Raw genomic sequence first — 26,151 nt, forward strand, 5'->3', positions numbered from 1 at the left:
AGCGGTCTACTCGTCGGAGACACTACCGGCTTCCGGGATCCGGTACCCGGCTCCCACGACGGTCTCGATGATCCCCGGCTCCCCCAGCTTCTTCCGTAGCGTCATGACGGTGACCCGGACCGTCGTGGTGAACGGGTCCGCGTGTTCGTCCCAGACCCGTTCCAGCAGTTCCTCGCTACTGACCACGGACCCTCCCGCCGACAACAGCACCTCGAGCACCCCGAACTCTTTCCTGGTCAGATCGATGTGGCCGCTGTCGCGGTACACGGTGCGGCGCGCCGGGTCGAGCCGGACATCCGCGGCACGCAGCACCGGGGGGTTCGGCGGCGTCGCGCGTCGCGCCAGCGCGCGCACCCGCGCGACCAACTCAGCGAAGGCGAAAGGCTTGGCGAGGTAGTCATCGGCCCCGAGCGACAGCCCATCGACCCGGTCGGCAACGGTACCGCTGGCGGTCAGCATGAGGATGCGGGTGAGCTCACCCGAGCCCACGATCTCCTCGCACAGCGTGTCACCCGGCATGCCGGGCAGATCACGGTCGAGCACCACGACGTCGTAGCGAGTGATCATGGCCTTCTCGTGCCCGTCGTCGCCGTTGAGTGCCACGTCCACGGCCATGCCCTCGCGACGCAGACCGCGCGCCACCGCCTCCGCGAGCGGCTGTTCGTCCTCCACTACCAGTACCCGCACGTCACTACCGTGCCACATCCGCCTGAGAGCGGGATGAGACGCGGCTGAGAACCCCCGGCATCCCGGATTCCGGCGGGCTCCCCGGCCGCGAGACCCCGCCCGGCCGCGGAACGGCGGGTCGGCAGCTCCCGCGCTGGTCCCGATCAGGTACCTTCGTTCTGCGGATTCCTGCTGGACATAAGCTCCGGTGCGGCCAGCTCGGCACCTGTCTCCGGCGCGGCCAGCCGGTCGGCTACCCATTCGGTGACACGGCGGGCGATGTCCTGCGACGTGAGCCCGAACGAGGTCAGCAGCTCCGACCGCGAACCGTGCTCGTGATATTCCTGCGGCACAGCCAGGTCCCGCAGCGGCACGTCGCATCCGGCGTCGCGCAGTGCCGCGGCCAGCGCCGCACCGAACCCGCCGTGACGTCCGCTGTCCTCGACGGTGACCACCAGCCGGTGTCTCGCCGCGAGCTCGACAAGCTCCCCTGGTACTGGCAGGATCCAACGCGGGTCGGCCACCGTCACGCCGATCCCCTGGTCTGCCAGCTTGCTCGCCGCCTGCAACCCGAGCTCGGCGAAAGCGCCGACGGGGACCAGCAGCACATCGGAGCCCACCTCGCCGTCGGGGGTGCGCAGCACGTCGACGGTGCCGGTGCGGTAGTGGGCAGGCAGCTCCTGCGGCACCGTGCCCTTGGAATAGCGCAGTGCTGTCGGCCCGCCCGAGGTCGCCACCGCCTCGCGCAGCTCCTCGCGCAGTGTCACCGCGTCGCGGGGAGCAGCCACTGCCATACCCGGCACCGTGCCGAGCAAGGACAGGTCCCACATGCCGTGGTGGCTCGGCCCGTCCGGGCCGGTGATGCCTGCACGGTCCAGGACGAACGTCACCGGCTGGCGATGCAGTCCCACATCGAGCAGCAGCTGGTCAAAGCCTCGATTGAGGAACGTGGAGTACACCGCGACCACCGGGTGCATGCCGCCCATGGCCAACCCGGCCGCCGAGGTCACCGCGTGCTGCTCGGCGATCCCCACATCGAAGACCCGCTCCGGGTAACGGTCGGCGAAGGCGTGCAGCCCGGTCGAGTGCAGCATCGCGGCGGTGATCGCCACCACGTCCGGCCGCTCATCGGCGATCTCGGCGATCGCGTGGCCGAAGACCGAGGTCCAGCTCGTCCCCTTCGCGGGCGGCTTGCCGGTGGCGGGATCGATCGCGTCGGTCTGGTGCATCTGGTCGGTCTCGTCGTTCACCGCAGGGGGATAGCCGTACCCCTTCTGGGTCACCGCGTGCACGATGACCGGGCCACCGAATGCCTTGGCCTTGCTCATCGCCGCTTCCAACGCGCCGAGGTCGTGCCCGTCGACCGGCCCGATGTACTTCAAGTCCAGATCGGCGAACAGCGCCTGCGGGCTCAAGGCATCCTTCAAACCTGCCTTGGCGGCATGCGCGGCCGCGTACAGCGGCTTGCCGACCACCGGCGTCCGCTGGAGCAGGGTCTTGCCGTACTCCAGGAACTGCTCGTAGCCGGGGCGCAACCGCAGCGCGGCGAGCCGCTCGGCGATGCCCCCGATAGTGGGAAGGTAAGACCGGCCATTGTCGTTGACGACGATGACCACAGGGCGGTTGGCCGCAGCGATGTTGTTCAGCGCTTCCCAACACATACCACCGGTGAGTGCGCCGTCACCCACGACCGCGACCACGCTGCGGTGCCCACCCGCGAGCTCGTAGGCTTTCGAGAGGCCGTCAGCGTAGGACAGCGCCGTCGAGGCGTGGCTGTTCTCCACCAGATCGTGCTCGCTTTCCTCGCGGGAGGGATAGCCTGCCACACCGCCGCGCTGTCGCAGCCGATCGAAGCCCTTCCGCCTGCCGGTGACGAGCTTGTGCACGTAGCTCTGGTGCCCGACGTCGTAGACGATGCTGTCCTTCGGCGAGTCGAACACGCGGTGCACCGCCAGCGTCAGTTCGACCACACCGAGGTTGGGGCCGAGATGCCCACCGGCGGCACGGACCTTGTCTACGAGGAACGCTCGGATCTCGGCCGCAAGCGCCGCGAGCTCGTTCCGGCTCATCCGCTTGAGGTCGTCCGGCCCGTTCACCGCGTCCAGCAACGCCACCGCTCCACCTCGATTCTTGCTTCACCCAGGCAGGGAACGTCCCCCAGTCTAGGGGTTCTTCCCCGCTCGTTGGCCGCTGGACAGTCCATTGCCTGCGCGACCGGCGGGACCGGCCCGCGTGTCATGCCCGTTACGGGCCTGTGGTTCCAGCAGGGCGACACACTCCACGTGGTGGGTCATGGGGAAAGCATCGAACGCGCGCAGTCTGCGCAACCTGTAGCCGTGGCAACCGAACGTCGCAATGTCCCTGGCGAGTACCGCCGGATCGCAGGCCACGTAGACCACGCGGTCGGGCCCTGACGCAGCGATGGCGCGCACCACGGCTCGACCCGCCCCGTTGCGCGGCGGGTCGAGCACCACCACCCGCGGCGGCCGCGCCACCGAAAGGCCTTCCTGCCCGGCGGCCATCACCCGATCGACCCTGCCCTGCCGCCAGCGCACCTGCGGGAGATCGGCCAGGTTGCGCCTGCCGTCGGCGACCGCGCGTCGCGACGACTCGACCGCGAACACCTGACCGGTCGGGCCGACCTGCTCGGCCAGCACCGCGGCGAACAACCCGACTCCCGCGTAGAGGTCCCAGGCCAGCCCACCAGCAGGCGCTTCGGCATCCTCGGCCACCACGCCAGCCAGCGCGTCGGGCAGCTCAGGATGGACCTGCCAGAAGCCGTGGGCGTCGAGCCGCCACTGCCTGCCCGCCGCCCGCTCGGCAGCCTGCCCGCCCCGCAGCTGCCGTCCCGCGCCCGACGTGCCCGCCCGCACGTGCACCTCGCCTGCGGCGTCGACCGCGACAGCGATCTCCTCGCCCGGCTCCCACCTCTGCCCCGCGAGGCCGTCGAGGGCTCCTGGCACCGCCAACGGGCAGCCGTACTCGCCCAGCGGGATCACCCGGTGACTCCGGTTGGCGCGCAGCCCTGGCCTTCCCTCGGCATCGGTGGCGAGCCTGATCCTGCTGCGCCACCCGAGCGTTCCGCCGGGCAACGCCACCACCTCGGGAGCCAGCTCGATCCCAGCCAGCCTGCGCAGCTGCTCGGCGACCACGGTGGCCTTGAGCTCCCGCTGGGTGGCCGCATCGGCGTGCTGCCAGTCGCAGCCGCCGCAACCGCCCGGCCCCGAAAGCGAGCAGCGTGGACTCACCCGTCCCGGTGCCGCTCGCAACACCTCGATCGCGTCGGCACGGCAGAACGAGCCGCCATGGTCCTCGGTCACCTCGGCCAGCACCCGTTCCCCCGGCAGCGTGTGGCGCACGAACACCACCCTGCCGTCGGAGCGTGCCACGCAGTGACCGCCGTGCGCCACAGCCTCGATCTCCAGCGCCACCCGCTGCCCGGTCCAGTCGGTCGTCATCGTCCCTCCAGTGTGTGCCATCAGCAGGCCAGGTGATTCCACGCCCCGACCCGCGGCCGTGTCTTGCCCCAGCGAGAAGGGTGCGCAGTAGCCTGAACCCACACGATCCCGCCCGAGGAGGAGGCATTCGAGTGCACGTGGTCATCATGGGCTGCGGCCGTGTCGGCGCCTCGCTGGCGAACGCGCTCGAGCGGCTGGGACACGACGTCGCCGTGATCGACAAGGACCTCGACGCGTTCCGCAGGCTGGGAGCTGAGTTCCACGGGGACCAGATCCTCGGGATCGGCTTCAACAAGCAGACGCTGCGCGAGGCAGGCATCGACAGGGCCGAAGCCTTCGCCGCCGTGTCCAGCGGGGACAACTCCAATATCATCTCGGCACGGGTAGCACGCGAGACGTTCGGCGTCACGCACGTCGTAGCACGCATCTACGATCACAAACGTGCCGCGGTGTACGAGCGGCTGGGGATCCCGACCGTCGCCACCGTGCCGTGGACCACGGACCGGTTCCTGCACACCCTGGTCGGTGACTCCGCCGCACCCGTGTGGCGGGATCCCTCGGGGCAGGTCGCGCTACTGCACCTGCGCCCGAGTCTTCAGTGGGTCGGTGCCACGTTCGCGGAACTGGAACGGACGACCGGTGCGCGGGTCGCGTTCCTACGGCGTGCGGCCGCCACGATCTACCCGGAAGGCGACGAGCGTCTCGCCGAGGGCGACTCGGTCTACGTAGTGGCAGGATCGGACGAGCTCGACACCGTCGAGCGGTTCGCGGGAACCGGACCGCCTGCGCATTCGGGTGAGGAGGTCCGCTGATGCGTGTGGCCATCGCAGGCGCCGGAGCGGTCGGCCGGTCCATCGCGTTGGAGCTGCTGGAGGTCGGCCACCAGGTGATGCTGCTGGAGCGGCTCCCGGAGAACTTTGCCCCCGAATCGGTGGAAGCGGCCGACTGGGTACTCGGTGACGCCTGCGAGGTTTCCACACTCGAAGAGGCAGGCCTGCAGGGGTGCGATGTCGTCATCGCCGCTACCGGGGACGACAAGGTGAACCTCGTGCTGTCGCTGCTGGCCAAGACCGAGTTCGCGGTGCGCAGGGTGGTGGCCAGGGTCAACGACCCCGACAACGAGTGGTTGTTCGACCAGCGGTGGGGTGTCGACGTCGCGGTGTCCACTCCGCGCATGCTGGCGGCGATGGTCGAGGAGGCCGTCGGGATCGGCGACCTCGTCCGGCTGATGACGTTCCGCAAGGGGCAGGCCAATCTGGTGGAGATCACGCTGCCCGCGGGCAGCGCGCTCGACGGACGCCCGGTGAGCCGGCTCTCGCTGCCCGCGGACACCACCCTGGTGGCCGTCCTTCGGGGCGACAGCGTGATGGTTCCCACCGGGGACGACCCGCTGCATCACGGGGACGAGCTGCTGTTCATCGCCGGTGACGAGGCCGAGGACGCCATCCGGCACATGGTGAAGGAACCCGAGAGGTGACGTCGGACTCGCCCACTACCCGTACTTCTCCCGTAGCCTGCGCTCGATCTCGGTGTCCGACTCATGCTGCTGCCACGTCATCGCCTTCATACGCTTGTTGGCCTTGCGAACCGCCCAGATGGTGACGATCAACGCGAGCCCGAACAGTGGGGCACCCATGGATATCCGTGCCACGGCGAGCATCCCCGTCTCGTTCTCCAGGTACAGCCAGTTCTGCACCACGAACCGCGCCGCGAACACCGCGGCGAAGGCGAGCGTGGCGATGTCGTAGGCGTGCAGCGAGGGCTTGTCCTTGCGCCAACCCATCCCGGAACCGTTGAGGAAGTTCCAGATCACCCCGACGAGCGGCCACCGCACGATCACCGAGATCACGAAGATCCCGCAGTAGAGCAGGCTCATCCAGATGCCATACAGGAAGAATCCCCGGGCTTCGCCGGTGCGGTAGGCGATGAACGCCGCGATAGCGGTCCCGAAGAGTCCGGCCACCGCGGGTTGCAAACTCTCCTTGCGCACCGCTCGGACCACGGCGATCACAGCAGCCGAAGCCAGCGCGCTCCAGATCGCGGGCACGAGCTCGAACACCGAGTTCACCATCACGAAGACCACGATCGGGACGGCGGAGGCCAGCATCCCGTACACGCCGCCTATCTGCTCGAGCAAGGTCTGCCCACCGAACACGCGGGCGCCCGCAGCCGAGTCCTGCGCTACCTCGTCCGACGATGCTCGTTGCTCGTCGCCGGGGCTGTCATTGCCTGCCCGGTTCGCCGGTTCGCCCACGATGTCCCTGCGCCTTCTGCAGACGGTCGGTTGGCTAGCCGCGGTCGGTAGCGGGTGTTCCCGGATATCAACCGGGTACCCGTGCTGTCCCGCGTGCGTCCGTCAAGGATAGCTGGCTCGCGGCGCGGCCGTCCCTTGCCCGGCCTGCGTCGCACCCGCGCTCAACCGCTCTGCTGCTCGCGTCGCTCGGCGATGTGCTTGGCGACAGCCTCGGGCAGCTTGATCGGCAGCGGGTTGCGAACCGGCATCGGACCATCACCGCGAACCACGACCGTGTCGCGCATGAGCCTGCGCAACGTTTCCGGGGCACGCTCGGCCAACTGACCAGGACCGGCGATGACACCGCGCAACATCCACCGTGGCCCGTCGACACCGACGAAATGCAGCGCGTTCTTACCCATCTGCACCGACAACTCCGGGCCCCACGGCCCGGTTGTACGCACCACCGTCGCGCCGTCGGAGCGCAGCTGCTCGCCGAGCTCCTCGCTGACCTCCGGCCAGATCTCCCCGCTCCGCGGCGCCGCGTACGCGCTGATCGTCACCTGGCCGTGCGGGGTGACGACGTGGACCGCGCGAACCTTGCCGCTGGATTGGTCCATCTCGACCTGGATCTGCGCGCCCTCGGGAACCGGGACACGCACTGAACCGAGATCCATGCGAGGCACGGAGTCCTGCGGTGCTTCGGCGACGTCGTACGGACCGTCGTGTGGGGGAGGATCCCGGTCGGCGTCACCGGCACCGGCCGCGTCGGGATCGGTCACATCGGACTCGCTTCCCGCGCCCGCCGCGTCGACCGACGAGACCTCGTGGTCCTCCGGGAGCGCGTGCCTGCCCCGCTGTTGCCTGCGGTGGCCCGCGCCTCGTCGCTTGCGTCCGAAAATCCCCACTAGCTCACGTCTCCGTTACTCAACCGCCCTACACCGTCCTCGTCTCCAGTGTCGCGCATGCCGTCGCGGGTACGGGCGGCTCGTCGCAGCGCCGTAGCTGCCGTACGCACGTACCCTTGTCTGCCCGCGTCCTCGCCCGGCGGTCACCCACCGCCGCTGTCCGCCCCCGCTCGCCAGCCGCCGGTGGAGCCGTAACCGTTGGTTCCACGCTCCCCGCCGTCGAGCTCGCCGACCTCGACGAAATCGACGTGCTCCACCCGCTGCACGATCAACTGGGCGATCCGGTCGCCGCGGGACAGCACGATGGGTTCGGCGGGATCGTGGTTGATCAGGCACACCTTAATCTCGCCACGGTAGCCCGCGTCGATGGTGCCCGGGCTGTTCACCACCGAGAGTCCTGCCCGCGCGGCCAATCCCGACCGGGGATGCACGAAGCCCGCGTAGCCGGTCGGCAGCGCGATCGCGACCCCGGTTCCCAGCACGGTGCGCTGTCCCGGTTCGATCACGGCGTCCACCGTCGTGCACAGGTCGGCACCGGCATCGCCCGGCCGGGCGTATCGCGGCAACGGGATTCCCGGATCGATGCGCGTTATCAGTACCTGAACAGTCGACACGGCAGCTCAGGCTACTCTGGGGGCATGTCAGGCAGCACGGCACGGGGTGGCAACGGCAGCACCGGCGGCTCGCAGGCAACGGTGAGCTACAGTGAACGGCTCTACCTGTCGTGGTGGGCCTGGCCGGTACCGCTGGCGTTGGGTGCCTCGCTCGGTGCGACAGTGCATCTCGGTTACCCGGGACTACGCGCCTGGCTGCCCTACGTGCTCATCCTCCTCACCGTCGCCGCCGCACTCGTGCTGCTCGGTCGTACGCGGATTCTGCTGATCACCAACGGGGAAGGCGGTTCCGCCTCACCCGAGCCGGTACTGCACGTCGGCGCGGCACGGCTGCCCGCTCGTTACCTCGGCGACATCGAGGTGATCCCACGCGGGGCCAAGCGCACCGCCCTCGGCCCCGAACTCGATCCGGCCGCCTACGTGGTGCACCGCGGCTGGATCGGTCCGGCACTCCGAGTGCACTTGACCGATCCAGCCGACCCCACGCCGTACTGGCTGTTCAGCACCCGCAGGCCGCACCGTCTCGCCGAGCTGCTGCGGTCGGCGGCCCCGGCTAGCCCGGCTACTCCGAGCACGCAGGCCACCCAGGACGGGCAGCCCGCCGAGGAGTGACCGGCCGATACCGCCGGTTCCGGCGACTCCCCTCGCCAGTGCGGTGCCCGCCGTCACAGGTTGCGCCGGATCGCACGTCGACCGGTTCGCCGGGCTGCTCAGGCACAGTCACGGCACACCGTGCGGCCGCCGGATTCCTCGGCCAGCCGCGACCGGTGGTGCACCAGGAAGCACACCGAACAAGTGAACTCGTCCGCCTGCTTCGGCACGACCTTGACCGTCAGGTCCTCACCCGACAGGCCGGACAGGTCGGCACCGGGCAACTCGAAGTTGTCAGCCGTGGCGTCCTCGTCGACGTCCACCACACCGGACTGGGTTTCGTTGCGGCGCGCCTTCAGCTCTTCCAACGAGTCCTCGGCCAGCTCGTCGGTCTCGCTACGGCGCGGAGCGTCGTAGTCGGTCGCCATGTCCTTCACCCCTGCGCTCGACATCGTGTTCTCTCCTCGGGTGGGTGCCCGATTGGCCCGGGCGCCCACGTAATCGTCCGTGTCGCTGGATAACGATCCAGCGCCCCAGTTTGTGCCCGGAAACGCCGTGAAATTGAACCGCGCCACAAAGCCACAGCCCGACAAGACCCCCGCCGTCGACGTGACCGGCCGGACGTCCTCACAAGCGGTGCTGACGGATCGTAATCAGTACCCGGAGCGCGGAGAGACTAGCTCATGTTGTGCCGCGCGATGCAACGACGCGCCCGGGAGTGATACACAGATCACGTCTGCTTTAACTCTGACGGGGGAACTTGGAGACAGCGACGCGCTCACCGCTGCCCGTGCTCGGCAGGGAAGTCCGGACACGCCCGGTACCCTCCGGGCCAGCATAACGCCGAGATCACACACGGTACCTTCGATCGGGGGACGTTGTAACGGCGACGGTGACCAGTAACGACACTAAAGTTGACAGGCGCCGGAACTTCGCAGCCGGAAGGGACGATTCAGGTGGTGTCGGGGACCAACAGGACCGCGCGGCGGGAACGCCCGTACCGGCGTTACCGCCCGTTACCCGCGGTGATCGTGCTCACCGTGCTCGGTGTCGTTTCCGGCTACATCTGGATCGAGGCTTTCGCCGATGATTCCGACCTGGATCAAGCCATCCAATGCGACCCGCGTCCCGGGGACTTGACCGACGGCGAGTTCGTCTCCGCGGGCTACGACGCGTTGGACAGCGTCACACCCGCTGCACCGGACGCCATCTCGGTCCAGGTGCTCAACGCCAGCGGCGTTCGCGGGCAGGCGATGCTGACCACCGAGACCCTGCGCTCGCTCGGCTTCACACAGCTGGGAGAACCGGCCAACGACCCGATCTACGACGACGAGCCAGCGCACTGCCGAGGCCAGCTGCGATACGGCAGCAACGGTGAACGAGCCGCTCGCACCCTTAGCCTCGTCGTTCCCTGCTTCGAGCTGGTCGAGGACGGCCGCCAGGACGCAAGCGTCGACTTCGTGCTCGGCTCCGGGTTCGGCAACATCCTCGCCCGGCCCGAGGCACACACCGCCCTGGAACAGCTCGCGGCGCATTCCCAGCGCCAGGCAGGCACCGGGGACAACGAGCTGGCCACCGGTCAGGACGAACCAGACATCGACGAGGAGCTGCTCGAGGCGGCGCGCGACACGCACTGCTGACCGGTTCACACCTCGGCAGCGCCGCAGTGCACCAGCAGCTCCGCCACCTCGTCGGCGACCGAGGGGGCGCAGGCGAGAGTGGCGTCAGCGCCCAATCGGGGATCATCCCCCGGCAGTGAGAGCGTGGCACCCGCCTCCTCGGCGATGAGCGCTCCCGCTGCCCAGTCCCAGCGGGACAGGCCGTGCTCGCAGTAGGCATCCACCCAGCCGGTGGCCACCGCGCACAGGTCGAGCGCCGCCGAACCGGACCGGCGGATGTCCCGCACGTTCCCCAACGCCGACGTGATCATCCGCGCCTGCCGTTGCCTGCGTGCGGCGTCGTAGGCGAAACCGGTCGCCAGCAACGTCACGCCCAGTCGCGCGGGTGCGGATACCCGCAGTCGCACGCCGTCCAGCCACGCGCCACCGCCGCGTGTTGCGCTCCAGCAACGACCCGTCATCGGTTCGATCACGGCCCCTGCCACCGACCTGCCCTCGACCTGGGCGGCAACCGACACGGCGAAGGCGGGATAACCGTAGAGGAAGTTCACGGTGCCGTCGATCGGGTCCACCACCCACGTCACCGAGTCCGGACCGACGGAAGCCTCGCCGCACGGGGCCGCCCCCGTCGCCGTGGCCGCCTCCTCGCCGAGCATCGGTTCCCCGGGGCGCAGGCGCGCGAGCAGTTCCCGGATGCGCTGTTCGGACGCCCGGTCGACCGACGTCACGACATCGGTCTCGCTCGACTTGGTGGCGACGTCGATCCGCCTGTGCCCGCCTGGGCCGGTGGACGCCTCGCGGACCAACGCCGCTGCCTCGCCTGCCACGTGCCGCGCCGTGGCCAGCAGGCTCTGTTGATCGATACCCACCTCGTCATGGGATCACACGTTCTACAGTAAGTCGCATCCACCACGACCTGAATGGCCGCGCGGCGCAGGCGATCCGGACAATCGGTGACAGAGGCCACAGCGCCCCGGTGCCTATGCGGGCGCGGCGAGGGCAACGGGACAGGGCAGCCGGCCGGCACCGGACTGCCTGAGCAGGCGGCGACGAACACCGAAGGGACTGTAGCGGCATGACCGATCTCACATTCGGTATCGATATCGGAGGCAGCGGCGTCAAAGGAGCACTCGTCGAGCTGGACAGGGGTGCCCTCGTCGGCGAGGAACTCCGGCTGCCGACTCCGCAGCCGTCCACCCCCGACGCCGTCGCGGACGTGGTCGCCGAGATCCTCGAGACCTTCGACTGGGACGGCACGGTCGGTATCACCGTGCCCGGCGTGGTGATCGACGGGATTGTGCGTACCGCGCCGAACATCGACAGCGCGTGGATCGGCACCGACGCGCGCGAACTGTTCGCCAAGCGGCTCGCCCTGGATTCCGCGGACGTCGTGGTGCTCAACGACGCCGATGCCGCAGGGGTGGCCGAGGTCCGGTTCGGCGACGCACGTGGCCGAACCGGCTGCGTGCTGGTGCTCACCTTCGGCACCGGGATCGGCAGCGCGCTGTTCATCGACGGGACGCTGGTGCCCAACACCGAGTTCGGGCACATCGAGGTCGACGGCGATATCGGTGAGCGCCGTGCCGCGGCCGCGGCGCGGGAACGCGAGGGGTTGGGCTACCAGGAGTGGACCGCGCGAGTGTCGCGTTACCTCGGCGTGCTGGAGCGAATGCTGTGGCCGGAGTTGATCATCCTTGGCGGGGGTGTGAGCAAGGACGCCGCGCAGTGGGTCCCGCTGCTGCGCACCCGCACGCCGCTGGCCGTGGCCTCGCTGCAGAACACCGCCGGGATCGTCGGCGCCGCGGCAGCCGCTTGCGACGCCAGGGCGAAGTGACGGCGGGTGCGAACAGGCCGGTCACCACACGGCCCTCGGCCCTGACCGACGTCGTCCGGTAATCAGGACGGCGTAGGAGCGGGAAGGGTACAGTGGGAGGAAACGCGAGGCAGTAGGAGTCGAGTGGGAAGCGGTGGGAACGTATCCCGCGGTTCGGCCGTGCGGTGCCCGTAGCGGCTGTTCGGAGCAGGACGACCGTGAGGTAACATCCCGCCCGGTACGCGGCCGGTGGGCGACGATCGCTTCGCCGGACCACCGAACTTCGCCGTTACAATGGAACAGGCTGCGGTCGGTAACCACTACGGCTGCCGACCGGAGGAGCATCCCCGAACTTGACGCAGCTGGGATGCGGCGCATCCCGGTGTAAGTGATCACGAACCTGCGAAAGGGCGTACGTGGCAGCCGCAAAGACCGCAACGCGACGCGGGACCAAGACTTCGAGCGTTGACGAAACCGCCGAACCCGCGTCGGATGTCACGGATGCAGAGTCCACCGACGGAGCCGAGTCCACGGGCAAGGGACGGAAGAAGTCTTCGGCGGGGACGAAGTCGGGCGCCGAGAAGACCACACGCGCCAAGGACGCCGACGAGCCCGTTCTCGAAGAGGACGTGGAGCTCGGCGAGCTCGAGGACGAGACGGACCTGACCGACCTGGACGGAGTCGAGGTCGATGTCGTCGACGCGACCGTCACCGAGGAGGACGAGGAGGCCGCCGAGGCCAAGGCGGAGGCTGCCAAGGCCAAGGGCGACCCGGACTTCATCTGGGACGAGGAAGAGTCCGAGGCGCTGCGGCAGGCACGGAAGGACGCCGAGCTCACCGCCTCGGCCGATTCGGTACGCGCCTACCTCAAGCAGATCGGCAAGGTTGCCCTGCTTAACGCCGCCGAAGAGGTGGAGCTCGCCAAGCGCATCGAGGCAGGGCTCTACGCCGCCGAGCGCGTCCGTGCCGCCGAGGAGGACGGCGAGGAGCTGTCCACACAGATGCGGCGCGACCTGAAATGGATCATCCGTGACGGTGAGCGTGCCAAGAGCCACCTGCTCGAGGCCAACCTCCGGCTCGTGGTGTCGCTGGCCAAGCGTTACACAGGGCGTGGCATGGCTTTCCTCGACCTGATCCAGGAAGGCAACCTCGGCCTGATCCGAGCCGTCGAGAAGTTCGACTACACCAAGGGCTACAAGTTCTCGACTTACGCGACCTGGTGGATCCGGCAGGCGATCACCAGGGCCATGGCGGACCAGGCGCGCACCATCCGGATACCGGTGCACATGGTCGAGGTCATCAACAAGCTCGGCCGTATCCAGCGGGAACTCCTGCAGGACCTGGGTCGCGAGCCCACTCCGGAGGAGCTGGCCAAGGAGATGGACATCTCGCCGGAGAAGGTCCTGGAGATCCAGCAGTACGCGCGGGAACCGATCTCGCTGGACCAGACCATCGGCGACGAGGGCGATTCGCAGCTCGGCGACTTCATCGAAGACTCCGAGGCCGTGGTCGCCGTTGACGCGGTCTCGTTCACATTGCTGCAGGACCAGCTGCAGTCCGTACTGCAGACGCTGTCCGAGCGTGAGGCGGGCGTGGTGAGGCTGCGCTTCGGTCTCACCGACGGCCAGCCCCGCACGCTGGACGAGATCGGCCAGGTCTACGGCGTGACGCGGGAGCGTATCCGGCAGATCGAGTCCAAGACGATGTCGAAGCTACGGCACCCGTCGCGCTCGCAGGTACTCCGCGACTACCTGGACTGAAACCCCCACGCCTGGGAGGCCGAACGTGACGTTCGGTGCCGTAGAGGGAACGAACGTCACGTTCGGCCTCCCAGTCGAGGTCACCAATCCGGCCGCAGCGGCATATGCGAGCGGGCATCGTCCAGCCGAACCCCGAGCACCTGGTGCAGCTCGATGTTGTTCCGCTCGAACCCCAATCGCGAGGCGTTGAGGTACAACCGCCACGTGCGGGCGCGCTCCACACCGACCTCGCGTACCGCTTCGTCCCAGTGCCGGTCGAGGTTGGCCGCCCAGGCCGCCGTGGTACGCACGTAGTGCTCCCGCAGGTTCTCCTCGTGTCGTAGCTCGAAGCCGCGGTCGTGCATCGTCGAGATGATGTGACCAGGGCCGAGCAGCTCGCCGTCCGGGAAGATGTACCGGTTGAAGAAACCGCGCACGCGGGGCGAGCGCGAGTTGTCCGCCCGCGTGATGCAGTGGTTGAGCAGTCGTCCCCCGGGCCGGAGCTTGCGGTAGAGGGTGTCGAAGTACCGTGGCAGCTGTGCCTTGCCGACGTGCTCGGTAAGCCCAATCGAGCTGATCGCGTCGAAGTCCGACTCGGTCACCGAGCGGTAGTCGAGGTACCGCACCTCGGCGAGGTCCCCGAGACCGGCCGCGGCGATCGCTTTCTGCGCCCACTCCGCCTGCTTGCGGGACAGCGTCACCCCGAGCGCCCGCGCACCGTACTCGCGCGCGGCGTGCATCACCATGCCGCCCCAACCGCACCCCACGTCCAGCAGCCGCATACCGCTGTGCAGGCCGAGCTTGCGCGCCACGAGATCGTGCTTGGCGTACTGCGCCTCCTCGAGGCTCGCCCCCTCGTGGGGGTACACCGCGCAGGTGTAGGTCATCGACGGGCCGAGGATCCACTCGTAGAACCGGTTCGACACGTCGTAGTGATGCGCGATCGCCTCACGATCCCGCCGCAGCGAGTGCTTCCAGCCCCGCATCCTGGCCTCCAGCGCGGGACGCCGCACCGGCCACCGGATCCTGGTAGCTGCCAGCCGCGCGGCCACCTGCACCCGCAGCGCAGGCGACAGCTCCCCGAAGGCCACCTTCTGCATCCGGGTGAGCGCGGCATGGAGGTCGCCTACCACGTCGAGGCAACCCGTGATGTAGGCACGACTCATACCGAGCTCGCCGGGCGCGGAAGCTAGATAGGACACCGCGAGCGGCGACCGTATCTCCACGGTGACCGAGGCCGACCGCGGTCCCGCCCTGCTGCCGTCGTAGGCGCGAAACTCGATGTCCGCCTGCTCACCCACCATGCGCATGAACACATCGGCCAGCCGCATCGCCAGCTCCCTCCTAGCGCCCGTACACGCACTTCTCATAAAGGTCAGGCAACCTGCCATCGGGGTCATACGTGCGCTTCAGCCGTGCGTACTGCTCCCCGTTGTACAGGCGCCAGAACTCCTCCTCGTCGAAAAAGGACGTCGAGTACAGCGACTTGTGCCCGCCGAGCTGCACAACGGCGCGCTCGATCGCCCGGTTGGCCGCGCCGTGCCGGTGACCGTCCCGTTGCGGCACCGAGGACCAGAACCCGACGTTGACGTAGAGCGTCTCCGGGTCCATCGGGTAGAGCGGCCAACGCACCGGCTTGCGCAGCCGCAACGGGCAGATCCACACGGGACTGATACCGATCTCGCGGTGGAAGAACTCCAGGAACTCCTCCAGCTTGTCGAGTGGTACCTCCACATCCTGGATCACCAGTTCCCGCTGGGCGGCACCGCGCAGTGCCCGCATGCGGTCGGACAGGCGGTACCGGCGGTCAAACGCGACGATCGACCGGTAGACGTCCGACCGGAGGTAGCGTCGGGGCCACAGCGCCCGCACCAGCGGGTTCTGCGCACCGAGCGCCTTCGAGCACCAGAACCAGTCGGTATCCCAGCGCCACAGGTAGTCCCTCACGGTCAGCGTGTCCGTAGCGCGTTCTCGCAGCGACCGGTAGTACACCCGCATGCCGGTGTAATCGCTGCGGCCTGCCGCGGTGTCGGTGAACGAACCGAGCGTGAGGTACTGCTCGCCTCGGGAGAACACCGTCCCGTCCACGAAGTGCACCGGTAGCCCGTCGTAGCGCTGCTCCGCACAGACCTCTGCCAGCGTTCGAGCACAGGATGCGGCATCGACGGGCCGGATGTGGCGCAGCGCCACGGCCGGGCGTACCGGTTCCAGCTCGATCCTCACCCGCAGCGCGTAACCCAGCGTGCCGTACGAGTTGGCGAAGCCGTAGAACAGCTCGCTGTGCTCGTTGTCAGGGCTCGCGGTCACCACGCGGCCGTCTCCGGTGAGCACGTCCATCTCCAGCACCGACTCGTGGGGCAGCCCGTTGCGGAACGAGGTGGACTCGATGCCCAGTCCTGCGATCGCCCCACCGACCGTGATCGTTTTCAGCTGCGGGACGACCAGCGGCATCAAACCCGACGTCAGCGTCGCGTCGACCAGGTCTTCGTAGGTCGTCATTCCCCCGACCTCGGCGGTGCGCGTGACGGGATCGATGCCGAGTACCCCGGAGAAGCCACTCACGTCGAGCGCGTAGCCGGTATGCGGGGGCCGGAACCGGAACAGGTTCGACGTGGGTTTGGCCAGCCGTACCGACGCCGTTGCAGGCGCTGTCGCGTATTGCCTGCGCAGCGCATCCACCGACGCCGCGTACCGCCCTGCAGCGACAGCGTCCGGGGTGTACCGCTCGATCGTCTCGCCGCTCGAGGTGCCCATAATCACCGATGGTAGGCCGACAACCGGCTCGCTGTCCGGTTACGGCGGCTCTTCGGGTGACTGCCCACCCTTACGGGAGCCTTCGCTGGAACGTAGGGCGACCCCGGCGACCACGGCGAGGATGCCGATCCCCTCCCCCGCGGTGGGCACCTGCCCCAGCACCAGCAGGCCGACGGCGGTGGCGGTGGCGGGCAGCAGCGCGAGCAACACCGCGAAGCGGGCGCGGCCGACCCTGCGCAGCACGATCTGATCGAGGGTGTACGGGATCACCGTGGACAGCACCCCCACCCCGATGCCGAGCAGCATCAGCTCCCCCGAGCCCCACACCGGCCCGGTGCCCAGGGCGAGCGGGCTCAGCACCACGGTGGCCACCGCGAAGCCTACGGCGAGGCTGTCGAACCCTGACACGCCCGTGTCGGCCAGCGCGACGCGCTTGCCAAGCACGATGTAGCCGGCCCACGCCGCCGCGGCGAGCAACGCGAACAGCACGCCGAGCGGGCTGCCAGCCAGCTGCACGTCGGCAATGAGCGCCACGCCAACCGCGACGAGCACCAGTGCCGCCACATCGCGCCTGCCCCGCGAACCGATCGCGGCCACCGCCACCGGTCCGACGAACTCCAGCGCGACGGCGGTGCCGAGCGGCAGCCGCGCGATCGCCTCGTAGAACAGCACGTTCATACCCGCCGTCACGACGCCGAACGTGCCGGCGAGCAGCAGCGGGCGCCCTCGCCACGCCGCACGCGGCGGCCGCCGCCAGGCCAGCAGCACCAGTGCCGCTCCGAGGCACCGCAACCAGGCGACTCCGGACGGTGACACCTCGTCGAACAACCAGACGGCAAACGCCGCCCCGAGGTACATCGAAATTCCGCTGAGAACGAACAGTGCCGGCGCGGGCACGCTCGCCAACCGTGCCCCGCCCCCTAGCCGTGTCACGGCACCCATCCTGCACCACCGGTACTTGTGACGGCATCAGTACCCGACGACCTGCGAGAACGCCCGGACTTCCCACGAAGTGGGAGGAACCGACCCGCCGGTGTGTCACCGGGCGTGATACAACTCGCAGCTATACGGGAACACTTGCGTCGCACGCAGCGTCTGCAACAGTAGAGGTAGCGGCACAGCGTGATCGTCGGCTCGCGGGGAGGTTCCCCGACACCGGCGGCCACAGCCGCACGATCGAAGGCATCGATACCGATGATGCCGGGACGGAGGGAGACTCCATGACAACCACGCTCACCCGCCCCGAACTCACCGCCGCCGACCGCTGCGACCGGTGCAGCGCCGCAGCCAAGGTGCGTGCCATCCTGCCGACCGGGGGCGAGCTGCTGTTCTGCGGTCACCACGCCCGGGAGCACAAGGCCAAGCTGGCCGAGCTCGATGCCGAGATCCAGCAAGACGACGACTCGCTGTTGACCTGACGTCGCCGGACCGGTGGGACCCGGGATGCCACGAGATAGTGCCGTAGCCCGGGCCCACCGGCCACTCCACACGTTCCATCGATCCCCTCCCACACCCGCGACCCACGGTTACCACGAACGCAACGTCGCGATGCGTTCCTCCAGCTGCTCCACCGTGGCCATCGCGGTCGGCGGGCCGCCACACGCCTGGCGGAGCTCGTTGTGGATCACGCCGTGCGGTTTGCTCGTGCGGTGGTGGTACATACCGACCAGCGCGTTCAATTCCTTCCGCAGGGCGTTTCGCCGCTCAGCCACCCCGGCCTCGGCCGCCGGGCGCTGCCCTTCCCGGCCCGGATGCGCGCCGTCGCCCTCCGACTGCCACGCTTGTTCCCGCCGGGACAGCTGCTCCTCCTGCCGTTTGCGCAGCAGCGCGCGGACCTGCTCGGCATCGAGCAAGCCAGGAAGTCCCAGGTAATCCTGCTCCTCCTCGCTGTATGCCAGCGCCGCGGTACCGAACGAGTCCCCGTCGTAGATCACCTGGTCCAGCTCCGCCGAGGCATGCAGCGAGGTGAACGGCTTCTCCTCGTCGCCAGCCTCGTCCTTGGTCCGGTTGGCGTCGGCGAGCAGCTCATCGTCCCACCCCTCGCTGTCCCGGTGCGGCTTGCCGAGCACGTGGTCGCGCTGCGCCTCCAAGTCACTGGCCAGCTCGAGCAGCACGGGCACGCTCGGCAGGAACACGCTCGCCGTCTCACCCTCCTTGCGCGCCCGGACGAACCGCCCGATCACCTGGGCGAAGAACAGCGGGGTCGACGCGCTCGTCGCGTAGACACCCACCGCCAGCCGCGGCACGTCCACCCCCTCCGAGACCATCCGCACCGCCACCATCCACCGCTCGCGCGATTCGGCGAAGTCGGCGATCCGTTCGCTCGAGCCTGGATCGTCGGAGAGCACCACGGCGGGGTGCTCTCCGCAGATCCCGTGCAGGATCCGCGCGTAGGCCCGGGCAGTCGCCTGGTCCGATGCCACCACGAGACCACCGGCATCCGGGATCCCGCCCTCCCGAAGCTGCTGCAAGCGCACGTCGGCTGCCCTGAGCACCGAGGGGATCCACTCCCCACTCGGATCGAGCGCGGTACGCCACGCGCGGGCGGTCTGCTCGGCGGTCAGCGGCTCACCGAGGCGGGCGGTGAACTCCTCCCCCGCGCTGGTGCGCCACGACGCGTCGCCGGAGTACGCCAGGAACACCACCGGCCGCACCACACCGTCGGCCAGCGCGTCCGAGTAGCCGTACGAGTAGTCGGCTGCGCTGCGCAACCGACCGTCGGCGTCGGCGGAGTAGGTCACGAACGGGATCGGCGAGTCGTCACTGCGAAACGGTGTCCCGGTCAGCGCGAGCCGCCGCACCGCAGGCGTGAACGCCTCGTACACCGCATCGCCCCAGGAGCGGGCGTCACCAGCGTGGTGGATCTCGTCGAGGATCACCAGCGTCTTGCGTCGCTCCGTGCGCACGCGGTGCAGCGTGGGATGGGCGGCCACCTGCGCGTAGGTCATCGCCACACCCCAGAAGTCGGCCGACGTTCGCCCGGCGGCGTTGCTGAACCGCGAGTCGATCGGGATCCCCGCTGCGGCCGCGGCCGCAGCCCACTGGTGCTTCAGGTGCTCTGTCGGGGTAATGATGGTGACCTGCTCGACGGTGCGGTCGCTCAGCAACTCGGCAGCAACCCGCAACGCGAACACGGTCTTACCCGAACCGGGTGTGGCCACCGCGAGGAAGTCACGTGGCTTGCTCCGCAAGTACTGTGTCAACGCCCGTCGCTGCCACGTACGCAGCGGCTTGGCGGTGGCGTCCTGCTCCGGACTCGGCGCTGCCTTGTCGTCTGCCAGGCGGGTGTCCGACACGGTGAGAGCCAGCTCCTCTCCGTCGGTGCCTCGTTCACAGCCGGGTAGCACACGAACACCCCCACCGACCCGGTACCGGTGACACGGGCACCGGCGGCACCGCCTGCCACGTGCGGGTACAGCCGGTGATCACCGCGGTGAGGGTTTCCCGGCCACCCTACCGGCAGGTACCGCACGCTCGGCGGCCGACGCGCGTACCCGTGATGTTGTCCCGCGCACACCATCGCGGGGTAACCACAGGCACACTGAGGGCGAACGTTGACGCAGTCGGGTGGGAGCCGACGTGGGAACCGATACGGAGCGGCCGCAGGCGAACCGGTCCGGTATACAGCATGCTTGAACACCACGATGCGTGAGACCGGCAATGACGATGAGGGCACGCGGGCGGGCACGGCCGTTGGTTCCCGCCCGCTACGCCGCCGTGCCCCGTTCCGGCTGCTCACCCGCACGCTGATACGGGCTTGGCGGGGCAGCATCTTCTCGCAAGCCGCCGAGGCCGCGTTCTGGCAGACCCTCTCATTGCCGCCGCTGCTGCTGGCGCTGCTCGGCAGCCTTGGCTACCTCGGCGATTGGTTCGGCCGAGCGGTGGTGGACGAGGTTCTCGAGGAGATCATCGACTTCAGCAGGACGATCTTCACCGAGGACGTTGTCGCCGACTTCATCGCACCGACCGTGGCCGAGATCTTCACCGTCGGCCAGGCGCACCTGGTGTCGTTGGGCTTCGTCATCGCACTGTTCGCCGGTTCCTCGGCGATCTGGTCGTTCGTCGACACCATCACCGTGGCGCACGACCAGCACGGCATCCGCAACGAGCTGTGGCAGCGGGTGTTCGCGCTGCTGATCTACATCGCCAGCCTCGCGCTGCTGATCGTGATCCTGCCCGTACTCGCGCTCGGGCCGGAGCTGCTCACCCGGATCATCCCCGAGTCATGGCGGCCGCTGGTCGCCGACTGGATCGGTACGCTGTACTACCCGGCGCTGGCGCTGCTGCTGGTGCTGGCGCTGGCCACGCTGTACAAGCTCGCGCTGCCTCGCAAGTTGCCATGGCACCGCGGGCTGCCCGGTGCCGCGCTGGCCATGCTGGTCTTTCTTGCCTCGAGCACCGTGCTCCGGAACTACCTGTCCGACATCACCGCGACCGGATACACCTACGGCGCCGTGGCGACCCCCATCGCCTTCCTGCTCTTCGCCTTCTTCATCGGACTCGCCATCGCCGTGGGGGCGTACTTCAACAGCGCCATCGAGGAGCTGTGGCCCGCGGGGCCACCTCGCCGGTACCGGAAGCGCTGGCACCGGCTCGAACCCGATCGCGGCGCGCGTGAACCGGGGTGACACGCCATCGCATCACCCCGGTCACCGCTCACGTGCGCGTTACTCGTCGCCGCCCGGCGGCAGGTTCTCGTAGATGCGCTTGCATTCCTGGCATACCGGGGAGCCCGGCTTGGCCTGCTTGGTCACCGGGAAGACCTCGCCGCACAACGCGACAACGTACGAGCCGGTGACCGCGCTTTCCACGATCTTGTTCTTGCGCACGTAGTGGAATACTTCCGGCGTCTCGTCATCGGGCGCGTCCGTGCCCTCGGGCCGGGTATCCTGCTCGGGAAGAACCTGGGTACTCACATCCCCTATGGTGCCTCATCCGGACAGGGCACGGTGGTCGAGGTCCGAGCGTCCGCTAGCCGTCGATCACCCGGTGCCCGCCCTCGTCAAGCGCCCGAGGCTCACGCCGGAAGGTGCTGGCGCTCTCGGCCTTGCGGGCGGGCCGATCGTTGGCGATCAGCACTGCGATCCAGGGCAACGGCACCGCGATCACCACCAGCGTGACCGCGAGCCAGGGAATCTGGTAGAAGATCCCAGCCAGGATCAGGCACGGGAACCGCAGCCCCATCATCCAGACGTACTTGCGCTTGCGGGCGGCGAGCTCGTCGTCGTAGGAGGGTTCGGCCTCGGTGATCAACACGGGCCCTTCCGGCTCACCCGAGTCCTGTTTCGGCCAGCTCACCGCCGATCACCTCCAGTTCTCATGGTCCCACGCCGGGCAATGCCCGCTGCCGGGCCTCTGCCGGGCCGTTTTCGGGCCGTTTCCGGGGCACTGGACGGTTTCCCACCTGACCGGCCCATCAAGCAGGCACATGCGAGGATAGTCCCGTGCGAGATGATCTCCCCGAGCTGTCCGCCGAGGTGTGCGCGCGACTTCGCGAGGCGTTCCACCAGGCGCGCTACGACGCCGACGGCGTGGTGGACCTGCTCGGCGATGCCGCCCACGCCGCGCTGGGCCGGGACGAACCGGAACCCGCATTCCAAGCGACCGCGGGCAGCGGTCCCCTCGGCACGCTCATCCGGCTGTTCCTGCTCGATGCCGTGGAGAGCCGGGCAACAGCAGCCCACGCGCTCGCGCCACTGCCGGTCGACGACGCCCTCGCCGCCGGTGTACTGCGCACCTGCGCGGACGGCGTCCGCGCCGGGCTCGACATCCGCCCGCACGCCGATCAGCAGGGCTCCTGGTGGGTGGTCAGTGACCGCGACAGCCGTGCGGGCACCCCGGTGGGGCGGGAGTACGTCGTCGGGGTCGGCCAGGCGGCGTTGAGCCTGGTGCGGGCCACTGCCCGGGAACCTGCCGGCACATTCTGCGACGTCGGCACCGGCAACGGTATCCAGGCCCTGCATGCCAGCAGGCATGCGGCGACGATCACCGCGACCGACATCTCCGCACGCGCGCTCGCACTGGCCCGCGGCACGTTCCTGCTCAACGAGGTCGACGTGGAGCTGCTGCGCGGCTCGTGGTTCACCCCGCTGGCCCGCAGGACGTTCGATCAAGTGGTGTGCAACCCGCCCTTCGTGGCTGGCCCCCCACGGGTGGAATACACCTACCGCGACTCCGGACTCGCCGGTGACGAGGCCAGTGCCCTCGTGACCCGCCAGTTGCCCGCGTTCCTCACCGAAGGTGGCACCGGGCACCTGCTCGCGACCTGGTTACACGTGCAGGGCGAGGACTGGACCGAGCGGGTGGCAAGCTGGCTTCCGCCGGGCATCGACGCCTGGTTCGTCCAACGGGACGTGGCCGATCCCCCGCTCTACGTGAGTACGTGGTTACGCGACGCCGGGATCGACCCGGCTTCGGCGGAAGGCAGAGCCGCCACTCGTGCCTGGCTGGACTGGTTCTCCACCGAGCGGGTAGACGGTATCGGGTTCGGGTTCGTCACGCTCCGGCGTATCGCCGAAGGCGGCGACACTACCGCCGAACCCACTGTGGTCTGCGAGGACCTGCGCCACGCCTACGACGATCCGCTTGGCGAGGAAGCCACCCGCTGGCTGGCCAGAGTAGCGTGGTTGCGCGACACCCCGAACCTGCTCGCCGTCACCTACACGGTCCCACCGTCGGTGGTACTCGAGCAGGTGTGCGAGCAGGGCAGCCAGGGGTGGGCACCCGCGATCCGCCGGTTGCACCGCACCGACGGGCCCGGCTGGCAGCACGAACTCGACGAGCTCGCCGCTGCGTTACTCGCGGGGTGCCAGGGCGCACTCCCCCTGTCGGACCTGCTCGAGCTGCTGGCGGCCGCGCACGGTGAGCCGACGGACAGTCTCGTCGCCGGGGCACTGCCGATCGTGCGGGAACTCATCCTGCACGGCATGCTGCTGCCGGTCGAACTCGCCGGAGCGAGCGGGCAGCACGACCCGTTCACGGCGGGCACGCAGCGGGGTGAGTAACCGGACCACGAAGCAAGGGGCACAACCATGAGAGCCGTGGTGGCACGGGTCACGCGCGCCAGCGTGACGGTGGACGGCGAGACCGTCGGCGCGATCGACGAACCAGGACTACTCGCCCTCGTCGGGGCGCACCGTGAGGACACTGCCGCCGAGGCGCGCACCATGGCGCGCAAGTTGCACGAGCTCCGCATCCTGCGGGACGAACAGTCCTGCGCGACCGCGGGAGCGCCGATCCTGGTGGTCAGCCAGTTCACGCTGTACGGCGATACCAGGAAGGGCAGGCGCCCTTCCTGGACCGCGGCCGCGCCCCCCGAGACGGCCGAACCGCTCCTCGACAAGCTGGTCACCGAGCTGACCGAACGAGGTGCCCGGGTGGCAGGCGGCCGGTTCGGCGCCAAGATGCAGGTACACAGCGTCAACGACGGCCCGTTCACCGTGCTGGTCGAGGTGTGAACGGCTACTGCGCAGCCCGCACACGAGCCCCGTGCGTAGCCTCCGATCGCCACCTTTGCCGCCTGTTGTGGCACGAATAACCCGGCATCGAGTTCGCCTCGCGGGAACGATTCGGGCCGCCAAGGCGTTTTCCCGGTGTCTGGCCCTGAAACAGGTCGGGCGTGTGCGGCGGGTAACACCGGCGCACGCCACGTAGCTCCGGTACGTCGATCGTGCCGGACTGCCCAAGGGGAGGCTGAGGATGTCCGTACAGGCACTCGACCGTGAAACCCGTGCCACGTCCGCCAGCGACGCCGCCGAAGCCGTCGAAGCCACAGAGGCCCTCGGCGCCGACGCACCGGATGTGCCGGTACAGACCGCACCGAGCCCCGAGGCCGATCTCGACAACCAAGGCCCGGCGGCCGATCTCGTCAGGGTATATCTCAACGGGATCGGTAAGACCGCACTGCTCAGCGCGGCCGAAGAGGTCGACCTGGCCAAACGGATCGAAGCAGGTGTGTTCGCCCAGCACGTGCTCGACACCGAGGAAGGGCTCTCGGCACAACGCCGGTCCGACCTCGCCGCCGTGGTTCGCGACGGTGAGCGCGCCAAGCAGCACCTGCTGCAGGCGAACCTGCGCCTGGTGGTCTCCCTGGCCAAGCGTTACACCGGGCGGGGGATGCCGCTGCTGGATCTGATCCAGGAAGGCAATCTGGGGTTGATCCGCGCCGTCGAGAAGTTCGACTACGCCAAGGGCTTCAAGTTCTCCACCTACGCCACCTGGTGGATCCGGCAGGCCATCACCAGGGGGATGGCCGATCAGGGCCGCACCATCCGGCTCCCGGTCCACCTCGTCGAGCAGGTCAACAAGCTGAGCAGGATCAAGCGCGACCTGCACCAGCGGCTCGGCCGGGAAGCCACACACGAGGAGTTGGCCGAGGAGTCCGGGATCCCCGAGGGGAAGGTGGCCCAGCTTCTCGAGCACGCTCGTGACCCGGTCAGCCTGGACATGCCCGTCGGCTCCGAGGAGGACGCGCCGCTCGGCGACTTCATCGAGGACGGTGAGGCCGCTGACGCCGAGGGCACGGTCATCTCGGGCATGCTGCACGACGACCTGCGACGGGTGCTTGGCACCCTGGACGAGCGCGAGCAGAACGTCATCCGGTTGCGCTACGGGATCGACGACGGCCAGCCGCGCACGCTCGACCAGATCGGTCGGGCGTTCGGGCTCTCGCGGGAGCGCGTCCGGCAGATCGAGCGCGAGGTCATGGTGAAGCTGCGCCACGGCGATCGGGCGGACCGGCTGCGCGCCTACGCGAGCTGACGCTCGCACGGTAGGTGCGCACAGCGACCCGATCAGGCTGCTCAGCCGACGGAGATGCCGCGCTCGGCGAGCCACGGCACGGGGTCGATGGGCGTCTGACCACCCTGCCACACCTCGAAGTGCAGGTGGGGACCGGTGGATTGGCCACGATTACCCATCGTGGCGATCTGCTCGCCCGTGCTGACCCGCTGCCCCTCGCCGACGAGGATCCGATCCATGTGCCCGTACACCGTCACCGTGCCGTCGTCATGGCGCAGCTGTACCCACAGCCCGAACCCGCTGGCGGGTCCTGCCTCGACCACCGTGCCCTCGGTGACCGCGAGGATCGGTGTGCCGATGGAGTTGGCGATGTCGATCCCGTTGTGGGTCGACCCCCAGCGCGCGCCGAATCCCGAGGTGAACCGCCCCTCGGCTGGCTTGGCATACGCCGGCCGTTCCGGCTCCGGCTCGGGTTCGGGTTCCTCAGCGTCTGCGCGCGCCTGCTCGGCGGCCTCGGCCTCCTCAGCGGCACGCTCGCGCTCCTGCCTCGTCTCGTCGGCGGCCAGCAGCGCCTCGACCTCGTTTCGGGCGTCGACCGAGGTGGGTTGCTGGCGCAGCACGTTCGGGGTCGGCCTCGGCTCGATACTGGCCGCGACCAGTTCCACGGGTTCCGATGCCGTCGCGCTGCGCGCCGCCGACTGGCTCACCGCCACCAGCACGGCGATCGCCAACGTAGCGACCACCACCTGTTGCCATCGTTGCCTTCCCCCGGTGGCCGCCCGCCCGCGGGGCACGGCAGCGGCCACCGGGGGGCGTCTCGGGCCCTCCGGTTCGGTCCGGGTCATGTACACGCCTTCCGTCTCGGGGCAACTCGGTCCGACCCCGGGCGGGGCTCCCGGCGGCATCGGCTGGCAACCCAACCGTTCCCTGGTCGTGACCGAGTCGTAACACGCCGACCGGACGGTAATCGGGGGTACTGCGGAGGGCAACGAATTGTCGTGATCGCGCTCACATCGA

General features: G+C 69.0%; 26 protein-coding genes. 11 read left to right on the plus strand and 15 right to left on the minus strand.

Annotated features, from left to right (window positions below; all coding sequences use genetic code 11):
* Positions 1-6 precede the first annotated feature (6 nt).
* The 3 genes from F8178_RS18565 to F8178_RS18575 form a co-directional block, all read right to left on the minus strand.
* On the minus strand, positions 7-687 hold the full coding sequence (locus F8178_RS18565; protein ID WP_317496123.1) for a response regulator transcription factor: 681 nt from the start codon (positions 685-687) through the stop codon (positions 7-9).
* A 143-nt stretch (positions 688-830) separates the two neighbouring features.
* On the minus strand, positions 831-2,780 hold the full coding sequence (gene dxs / locus F8178_RS18570) for a 1-deoxy-D-xylulose-5-phosphate synthase (RefSeq protein ID WP_317496124.1): 1,950 nt from the start codon (positions 2,778-2,780) through the stop codon (positions 831-833).
* 48 nt (positions 2,781-2,828) lie between these two features.
* Complete coding sequence (locus F8178_RS18575; RefSeq protein ID WP_317496125.1) at positions 2,829-4,124, minus strand: TRAM domain-containing protein; 1,296 nt, start codon at positions 4,122-4,124, stop codon at positions 2,829-2,831.
* Positions 4,125-4,255: 131 nt separating this feature from the next.
* Between F8178_RS18575 and F8178_RS18580 the strand changes: the two genes are divergently transcribed.
* Both F8178_RS18580 and F8178_RS18585 read left to right on the plus strand, forming a co-directional pair.
* Positions 4,256-4,936 carry a TrkA family potassium uptake protein gene (locus tag F8178_RS18580; protein ID WP_317496126.1) on the plus strand — a complete coding sequence of 227 codons (681 nt, stop codon included), beginning with the start codon at positions 4,256-4,258 and terminating at the stop codon, positions 4,934-4,936.
* Positions 4,936-5,601 carry a TrkA family potassium uptake protein gene (locus F8178_RS18585; RefSeq protein WP_317496127.1) on the plus strand — a complete coding sequence of 222 codons (666 nt, stop codon included), beginning with the start codon at positions 4,936-4,938 and terminating at the stop codon, positions 5,599-5,601. Before F8178_RS18580 ends, F8178_RS18585 begins: the two co-directional genes overlap by 1 nt.
* A 15-nt stretch (positions 5,602-5,616) precedes the next feature.
* Here F8178_RS18585 and F8178_RS18590 read toward each other — a convergent pair whose 3' ends face one another.
* From F8178_RS18590 to dut, 3 genes are all read right to left on the minus strand, one after another.
* Positions 5,617-6,378 (minus strand): DUF3159 domain-containing protein, encoded by a 762-nt coding sequence (locus tag F8178_RS18590; protein WP_396345794.1) that lies wholly within the window; start codon positions 6,376-6,378, stop codon positions 5,617-5,619.
* A 161-nt stretch (positions 6,379-6,539) separates the two neighbouring features.
* The gene (locus F8178_RS18595; RefSeq protein ID WP_317496128.1) at positions 6,540-7,265 is read right to left on the minus strand and encodes a DUF3710 domain-containing protein; all 726 of its coding nucleotides are present in this window, start codon (positions 7,263-7,265) and stop codon (positions 6,540-6,542) included.
* A 143-nt stretch (positions 7,266-7,408) separates the two neighbouring features.
* The gene (gene dut, locus F8178_RS18600) at positions 7,409-7,879 is read right to left on the minus strand and encodes a dUTP diphosphatase (RefSeq protein WP_317496129.1); all 471 of its coding nucleotides are present in this window, start codon (positions 7,877-7,879) and stop codon (positions 7,409-7,411) included.
* A 24-nt stretch (positions 7,880-7,903) separates the two neighbouring features.
* Between dut and F8178_RS18605 the strand changes: the two genes are divergently transcribed.
* The gene (locus F8178_RS18605; RefSeq protein ID WP_317496130.1) at positions 7,904-8,491 is read left to right on the plus strand and encodes a DUF3093 domain-containing protein; all 588 of its coding nucleotides are present in this window, start codon (positions 7,904-7,906) and stop codon (positions 8,489-8,491) included.
* A 98-nt stretch (positions 8,492-8,589) separates the two neighbouring features.
* Here the strand turns inward: F8178_RS18605 and F8178_RS18610 are convergent, their stop codons facing one another.
* Positions 8,590-8,898, minus strand: a complete 309-nt coding sequence (locus F8178_RS18610; protein WP_317496180.1) for a DUF4193 domain-containing protein — start codon at positions 8,896-8,898, stop codon at positions 8,590-8,592.
* A gap of 531 nt (positions 8,899-9,429) precedes the next feature.
* On the opposite strand from F8178_RS18610, the gene cei reads away from it, so the two are divergent.
* Complete coding sequence (cei, locus tag F8178_RS18615; RefSeq protein ID WP_317496131.1) at positions 9,430-10,110, plus strand: envelope integrity protein Cei; 681 nt, start codon at positions 9,430-9,432, stop codon at positions 10,108-10,110.
* Between the two features lie 5 nt (positions 10,111-10,115).
* Here cei and F8178_RS18620 read toward each other — a convergent pair whose 3' ends face one another.
* A complete protein-coding gene (locus F8178_RS18620; RefSeq protein ID WP_317496132.1) occupies positions 10,116-10,958 on the minus strand; it encodes an inositol monophosphatase family protein in 843 nt (280 codons plus the stop codon).
* A 206-nt stretch (positions 10,959-11,164) separates the two neighbouring features.
* Between F8178_RS18620 and ppgK the strand changes: the two genes are divergently transcribed.
* The gene (ppgK, locus tag F8178_RS18625) at positions 11,165-11,923 is read left to right on the plus strand and encodes a polyphosphate--glucose phosphotransferase (RefSeq protein ID WP_317496133.1); all 759 of its coding nucleotides are present in this window, start codon (positions 11,165-11,167) and stop codon (positions 11,921-11,923) included.
* Positions 11,924-12,318: 395 nt separating this feature from the next.
* Complete coding sequence (locus tag F8178_RS18630) at positions 12,319-13,662, plus strand: RNA polymerase sigma factor (RefSeq protein ID WP_317496134.1); 1,344 nt, start codon at positions 12,319-12,321, stop codon at positions 13,660-13,662.
* 80 nt (positions 13,663-13,742) lie between these two features.
* Here the strand turns inward: F8178_RS18630 and F8178_RS18635 are convergent, their stop codons facing one another.
* Genes F8178_RS18635 through F8178_RS18645 form a run of 3 tightly spaced genes read right to left on the minus strand, consistent with a single transcriptional unit; the run spans position 13,743 to position 17,253 of the window.
* Positions 13,743-14,972: a class I SAM-dependent methyltransferase gene (locus F8178_RS18635; RefSeq protein ID WP_317496135.1), complete on the minus strand. Its 1,230-nt coding sequence runs from the start codon at positions 14,970-14,972 to the stop codon at positions 13,743-13,745.
* 13 nt (positions 14,973-14,985) lie between these two features.
* Complete coding sequence (locus F8178_RS18640) at positions 14,986-16,395, minus strand: FAD-binding oxidoreductase (RefSeq protein ID WP_317496136.1); 1,410 nt, start codon at positions 16,393-16,395, stop codon at positions 14,986-14,988.
* A 39-nt stretch (positions 16,396-16,434) separates the two neighbouring features.
* A complete protein-coding gene (locus F8178_RS18645; protein WP_396345806.1) occupies positions 16,435-17,253 on the minus strand; it encodes an EamA family transporter in 819 nt (272 codons plus the stop codon).
* A gap of 362 nt (positions 17,254-17,615) precedes the next feature.
* Here F8178_RS18645 and F8178_RS18650 point away from each other — a divergent pair, with 362 nt between their 5' ends.
* Positions 17,616-17,813, plus strand: coding sequence for a hypothetical protein (locus F8178_RS18650; protein ID WP_317496138.1), 198 nt, complete (start codon positions 17,616-17,618; stop codon positions 17,811-17,813).
* A gap of 108 nt (positions 17,814-17,921) precedes the next feature.
* On the opposite strand, the gene F8178_RS18655 is transcribed toward F8178_RS18650, so the two are convergent.
* Complete coding sequence (locus F8178_RS18655) at positions 17,922-19,691, minus strand: DEAD/DEAH box helicase (protein ID WP_317496139.1); 1,770 nt, start codon at positions 19,689-19,691, stop codon at positions 17,922-17,924.
* Between the two features lie 336 nt (positions 19,692-20,027).
* Between F8178_RS18655 and F8178_RS18660 the strand changes: the two genes are divergently transcribed.
* Positions 20,028-21,023, plus strand: coding sequence for a YhjD/YihY/BrkB family envelope integrity protein (locus F8178_RS18660; RefSeq protein WP_317496140.1), 996 nt, complete (start codon positions 20,028-20,030; stop codon positions 21,021-21,023).
* Positions 21,024-21,062: 39 nt separating this feature from the next.
* Here the strand turns inward: F8178_RS18660 and F8178_RS18665 are convergent, their stop codons facing one another.
* Together F8178_RS18665 and F8178_RS18670 are read right to left on the minus strand one after the other, a co-directional pair.
* The gene (locus F8178_RS18665) at positions 21,063-21,311 is read right to left on the minus strand and encodes a DUF3039 domain-containing protein (protein WP_317496141.1); all 249 of its coding nucleotides are present in this window, start codon (positions 21,309-21,311) and stop codon (positions 21,063-21,065) included.
* A gap of 55 nt (positions 21,312-21,366) precedes the next feature.
* Entirely contained in the window at positions 21,367-21,693 is a 327-nt protein-coding gene (locus F8178_RS18670; RefSeq protein WP_317496142.1) for a DUF3099 domain-containing protein, read from the minus strand.
* Between the two features lie 146 nt (positions 21,694-21,839).
* Between F8178_RS18670 and F8178_RS18675 the strand changes: the two genes are divergently transcribed.
* The 3 genes from F8178_RS18675 (at position 21,840) to F8178_RS18685 (ending at position 25,155) form a co-directional block, all read left to right on the plus strand.
* A complete protein-coding gene (locus F8178_RS18675) occupies positions 21,840-23,399 on the plus strand; it encodes a methyltransferase (RefSeq protein WP_317496143.1) in 1,560 nt (519 codons plus the stop codon).
* 27 nt (positions 23,400-23,426) lie between these two features.
* Positions 23,427-23,852: a D-aminoacyl-tRNA deacylase gene (dtd, locus tag F8178_RS18680; protein ID WP_317496144.1), complete on the plus strand. Its 426-nt coding sequence runs from the start codon at positions 23,427-23,429 to the stop codon at positions 23,850-23,852.
* 241 nt (positions 23,853-24,093) lie between these two features.
* A complete protein-coding gene (locus F8178_RS18685) occupies positions 24,094-25,155 on the plus strand; it encodes a sigma-70 family RNA polymerase sigma factor (protein ID WP_317496145.1) in 1,062 nt (353 codons plus the stop codon).
* Positions 25,156-25,196: 41 nt separating this feature from the next.
* Here F8178_RS18685 and F8178_RS18690 read toward each other — a convergent pair whose 3' ends face one another.
* Positions 25,197-25,979 (minus strand): M23 family metallopeptidase, encoded by a 783-nt coding sequence (locus F8178_RS18690; protein WP_317496146.1) that lies wholly within the window; start codon positions 25,977-25,979, stop codon positions 25,197-25,199.
* Positions 25,980-26,151 lie beyond the last annotated feature (172 nt).

The organism is Haloechinothrix sp. LS1_15 (assembly GCF_033042135.1).
In the GTDB taxonomy this organism is placed as follows: Bacteria; Actinomycetota; Actinomycetes; order Mycobacteriales; family Pseudonocardiaceae; genus Haloechinothrix.

Bases quoted from the DNA above. Each gene is read 5' to 3' on its own strand.
- F8178_RS18575 (WP_317496125.1), bottom strand. From the start codon at position 4,124: ATGACGACCGACTGGACCGGGCAGCGGGTGGCGCTGGAGATCGAGGCT.
- F8178_RS18585 (WP_317496127.1), top strand. From the start codon at position 4,936: ATGCGTGTGGCCATCGCAGGCGCCGGAGCGGTCGGCCGGTCCATCGCG.
- F8178_RS18605 (WP_317496130.1), top strand. From the start codon at position 7,904: ATGTCAGGCAGCACGGCACGGGGTGGCAACGGCAGCACCGGCGGCTCG.
- F8178_RS18610 (WP_317496180.1), bottom strand. From the start codon at position 8,898: ATGGCGACCGACTACGACGCTCCGCGCCGTAGCGAGACCGACGAGCTG.
- ppgK (WP_317496133.1), top strand. From the start codon at position 11,165: ATGACCGATCTCACATTCGGTATCGATATCGGAGGCAGCGGCGTCAAA.
- F8178_RS18635 (WP_317496135.1), bottom strand. From the start codon at position 14,972: ATGCGGCTGGCCGATGTGTTCATGCGCATGGTGGGTGAGCAGGCGGAC.
- F8178_RS18640 (WP_317496136.1), bottom strand. From the start codon at position 16,395: ATGGGCACCTCGAGCGGCGAGACGATCGAGCGGTACACCCCGGACGCT.
- F8178_RS18645 (WP_396345806.1), bottom strand. From the start codon at position 17,253: ATGTACCTCGGGGCGGCGTTTGCCGTCTGGTTGTTCGACGAGGTGTCA.
- F8178_RS18650 (WP_317496138.1), top strand. From the start codon at position 17,616: ATGACAACCACGCTCACCCGCCCCGAACTCACCGCCGCCGACCGCTGC.
- dtd (WP_317496144.1), top strand. From the start codon at position 23,427: ATGAGAGCCGTGGTGGCACGGGTCACGCGCGCCAGCGTGACGGTGGAC.
- F8178_RS18685 (WP_317496145.1), top strand. From the start codon at position 24,094: ATGTCCGTACAGGCACTCGACCGTGAAACCCGTGCCACGTCCGCCAGC.
- F8178_RS18690 (WP_317496146.1), bottom strand. From the start codon at position 25,979: ATGACCCGGACCGAACCGGAGGGCCCGAGACGCCCCCCGGTGGCCGCT.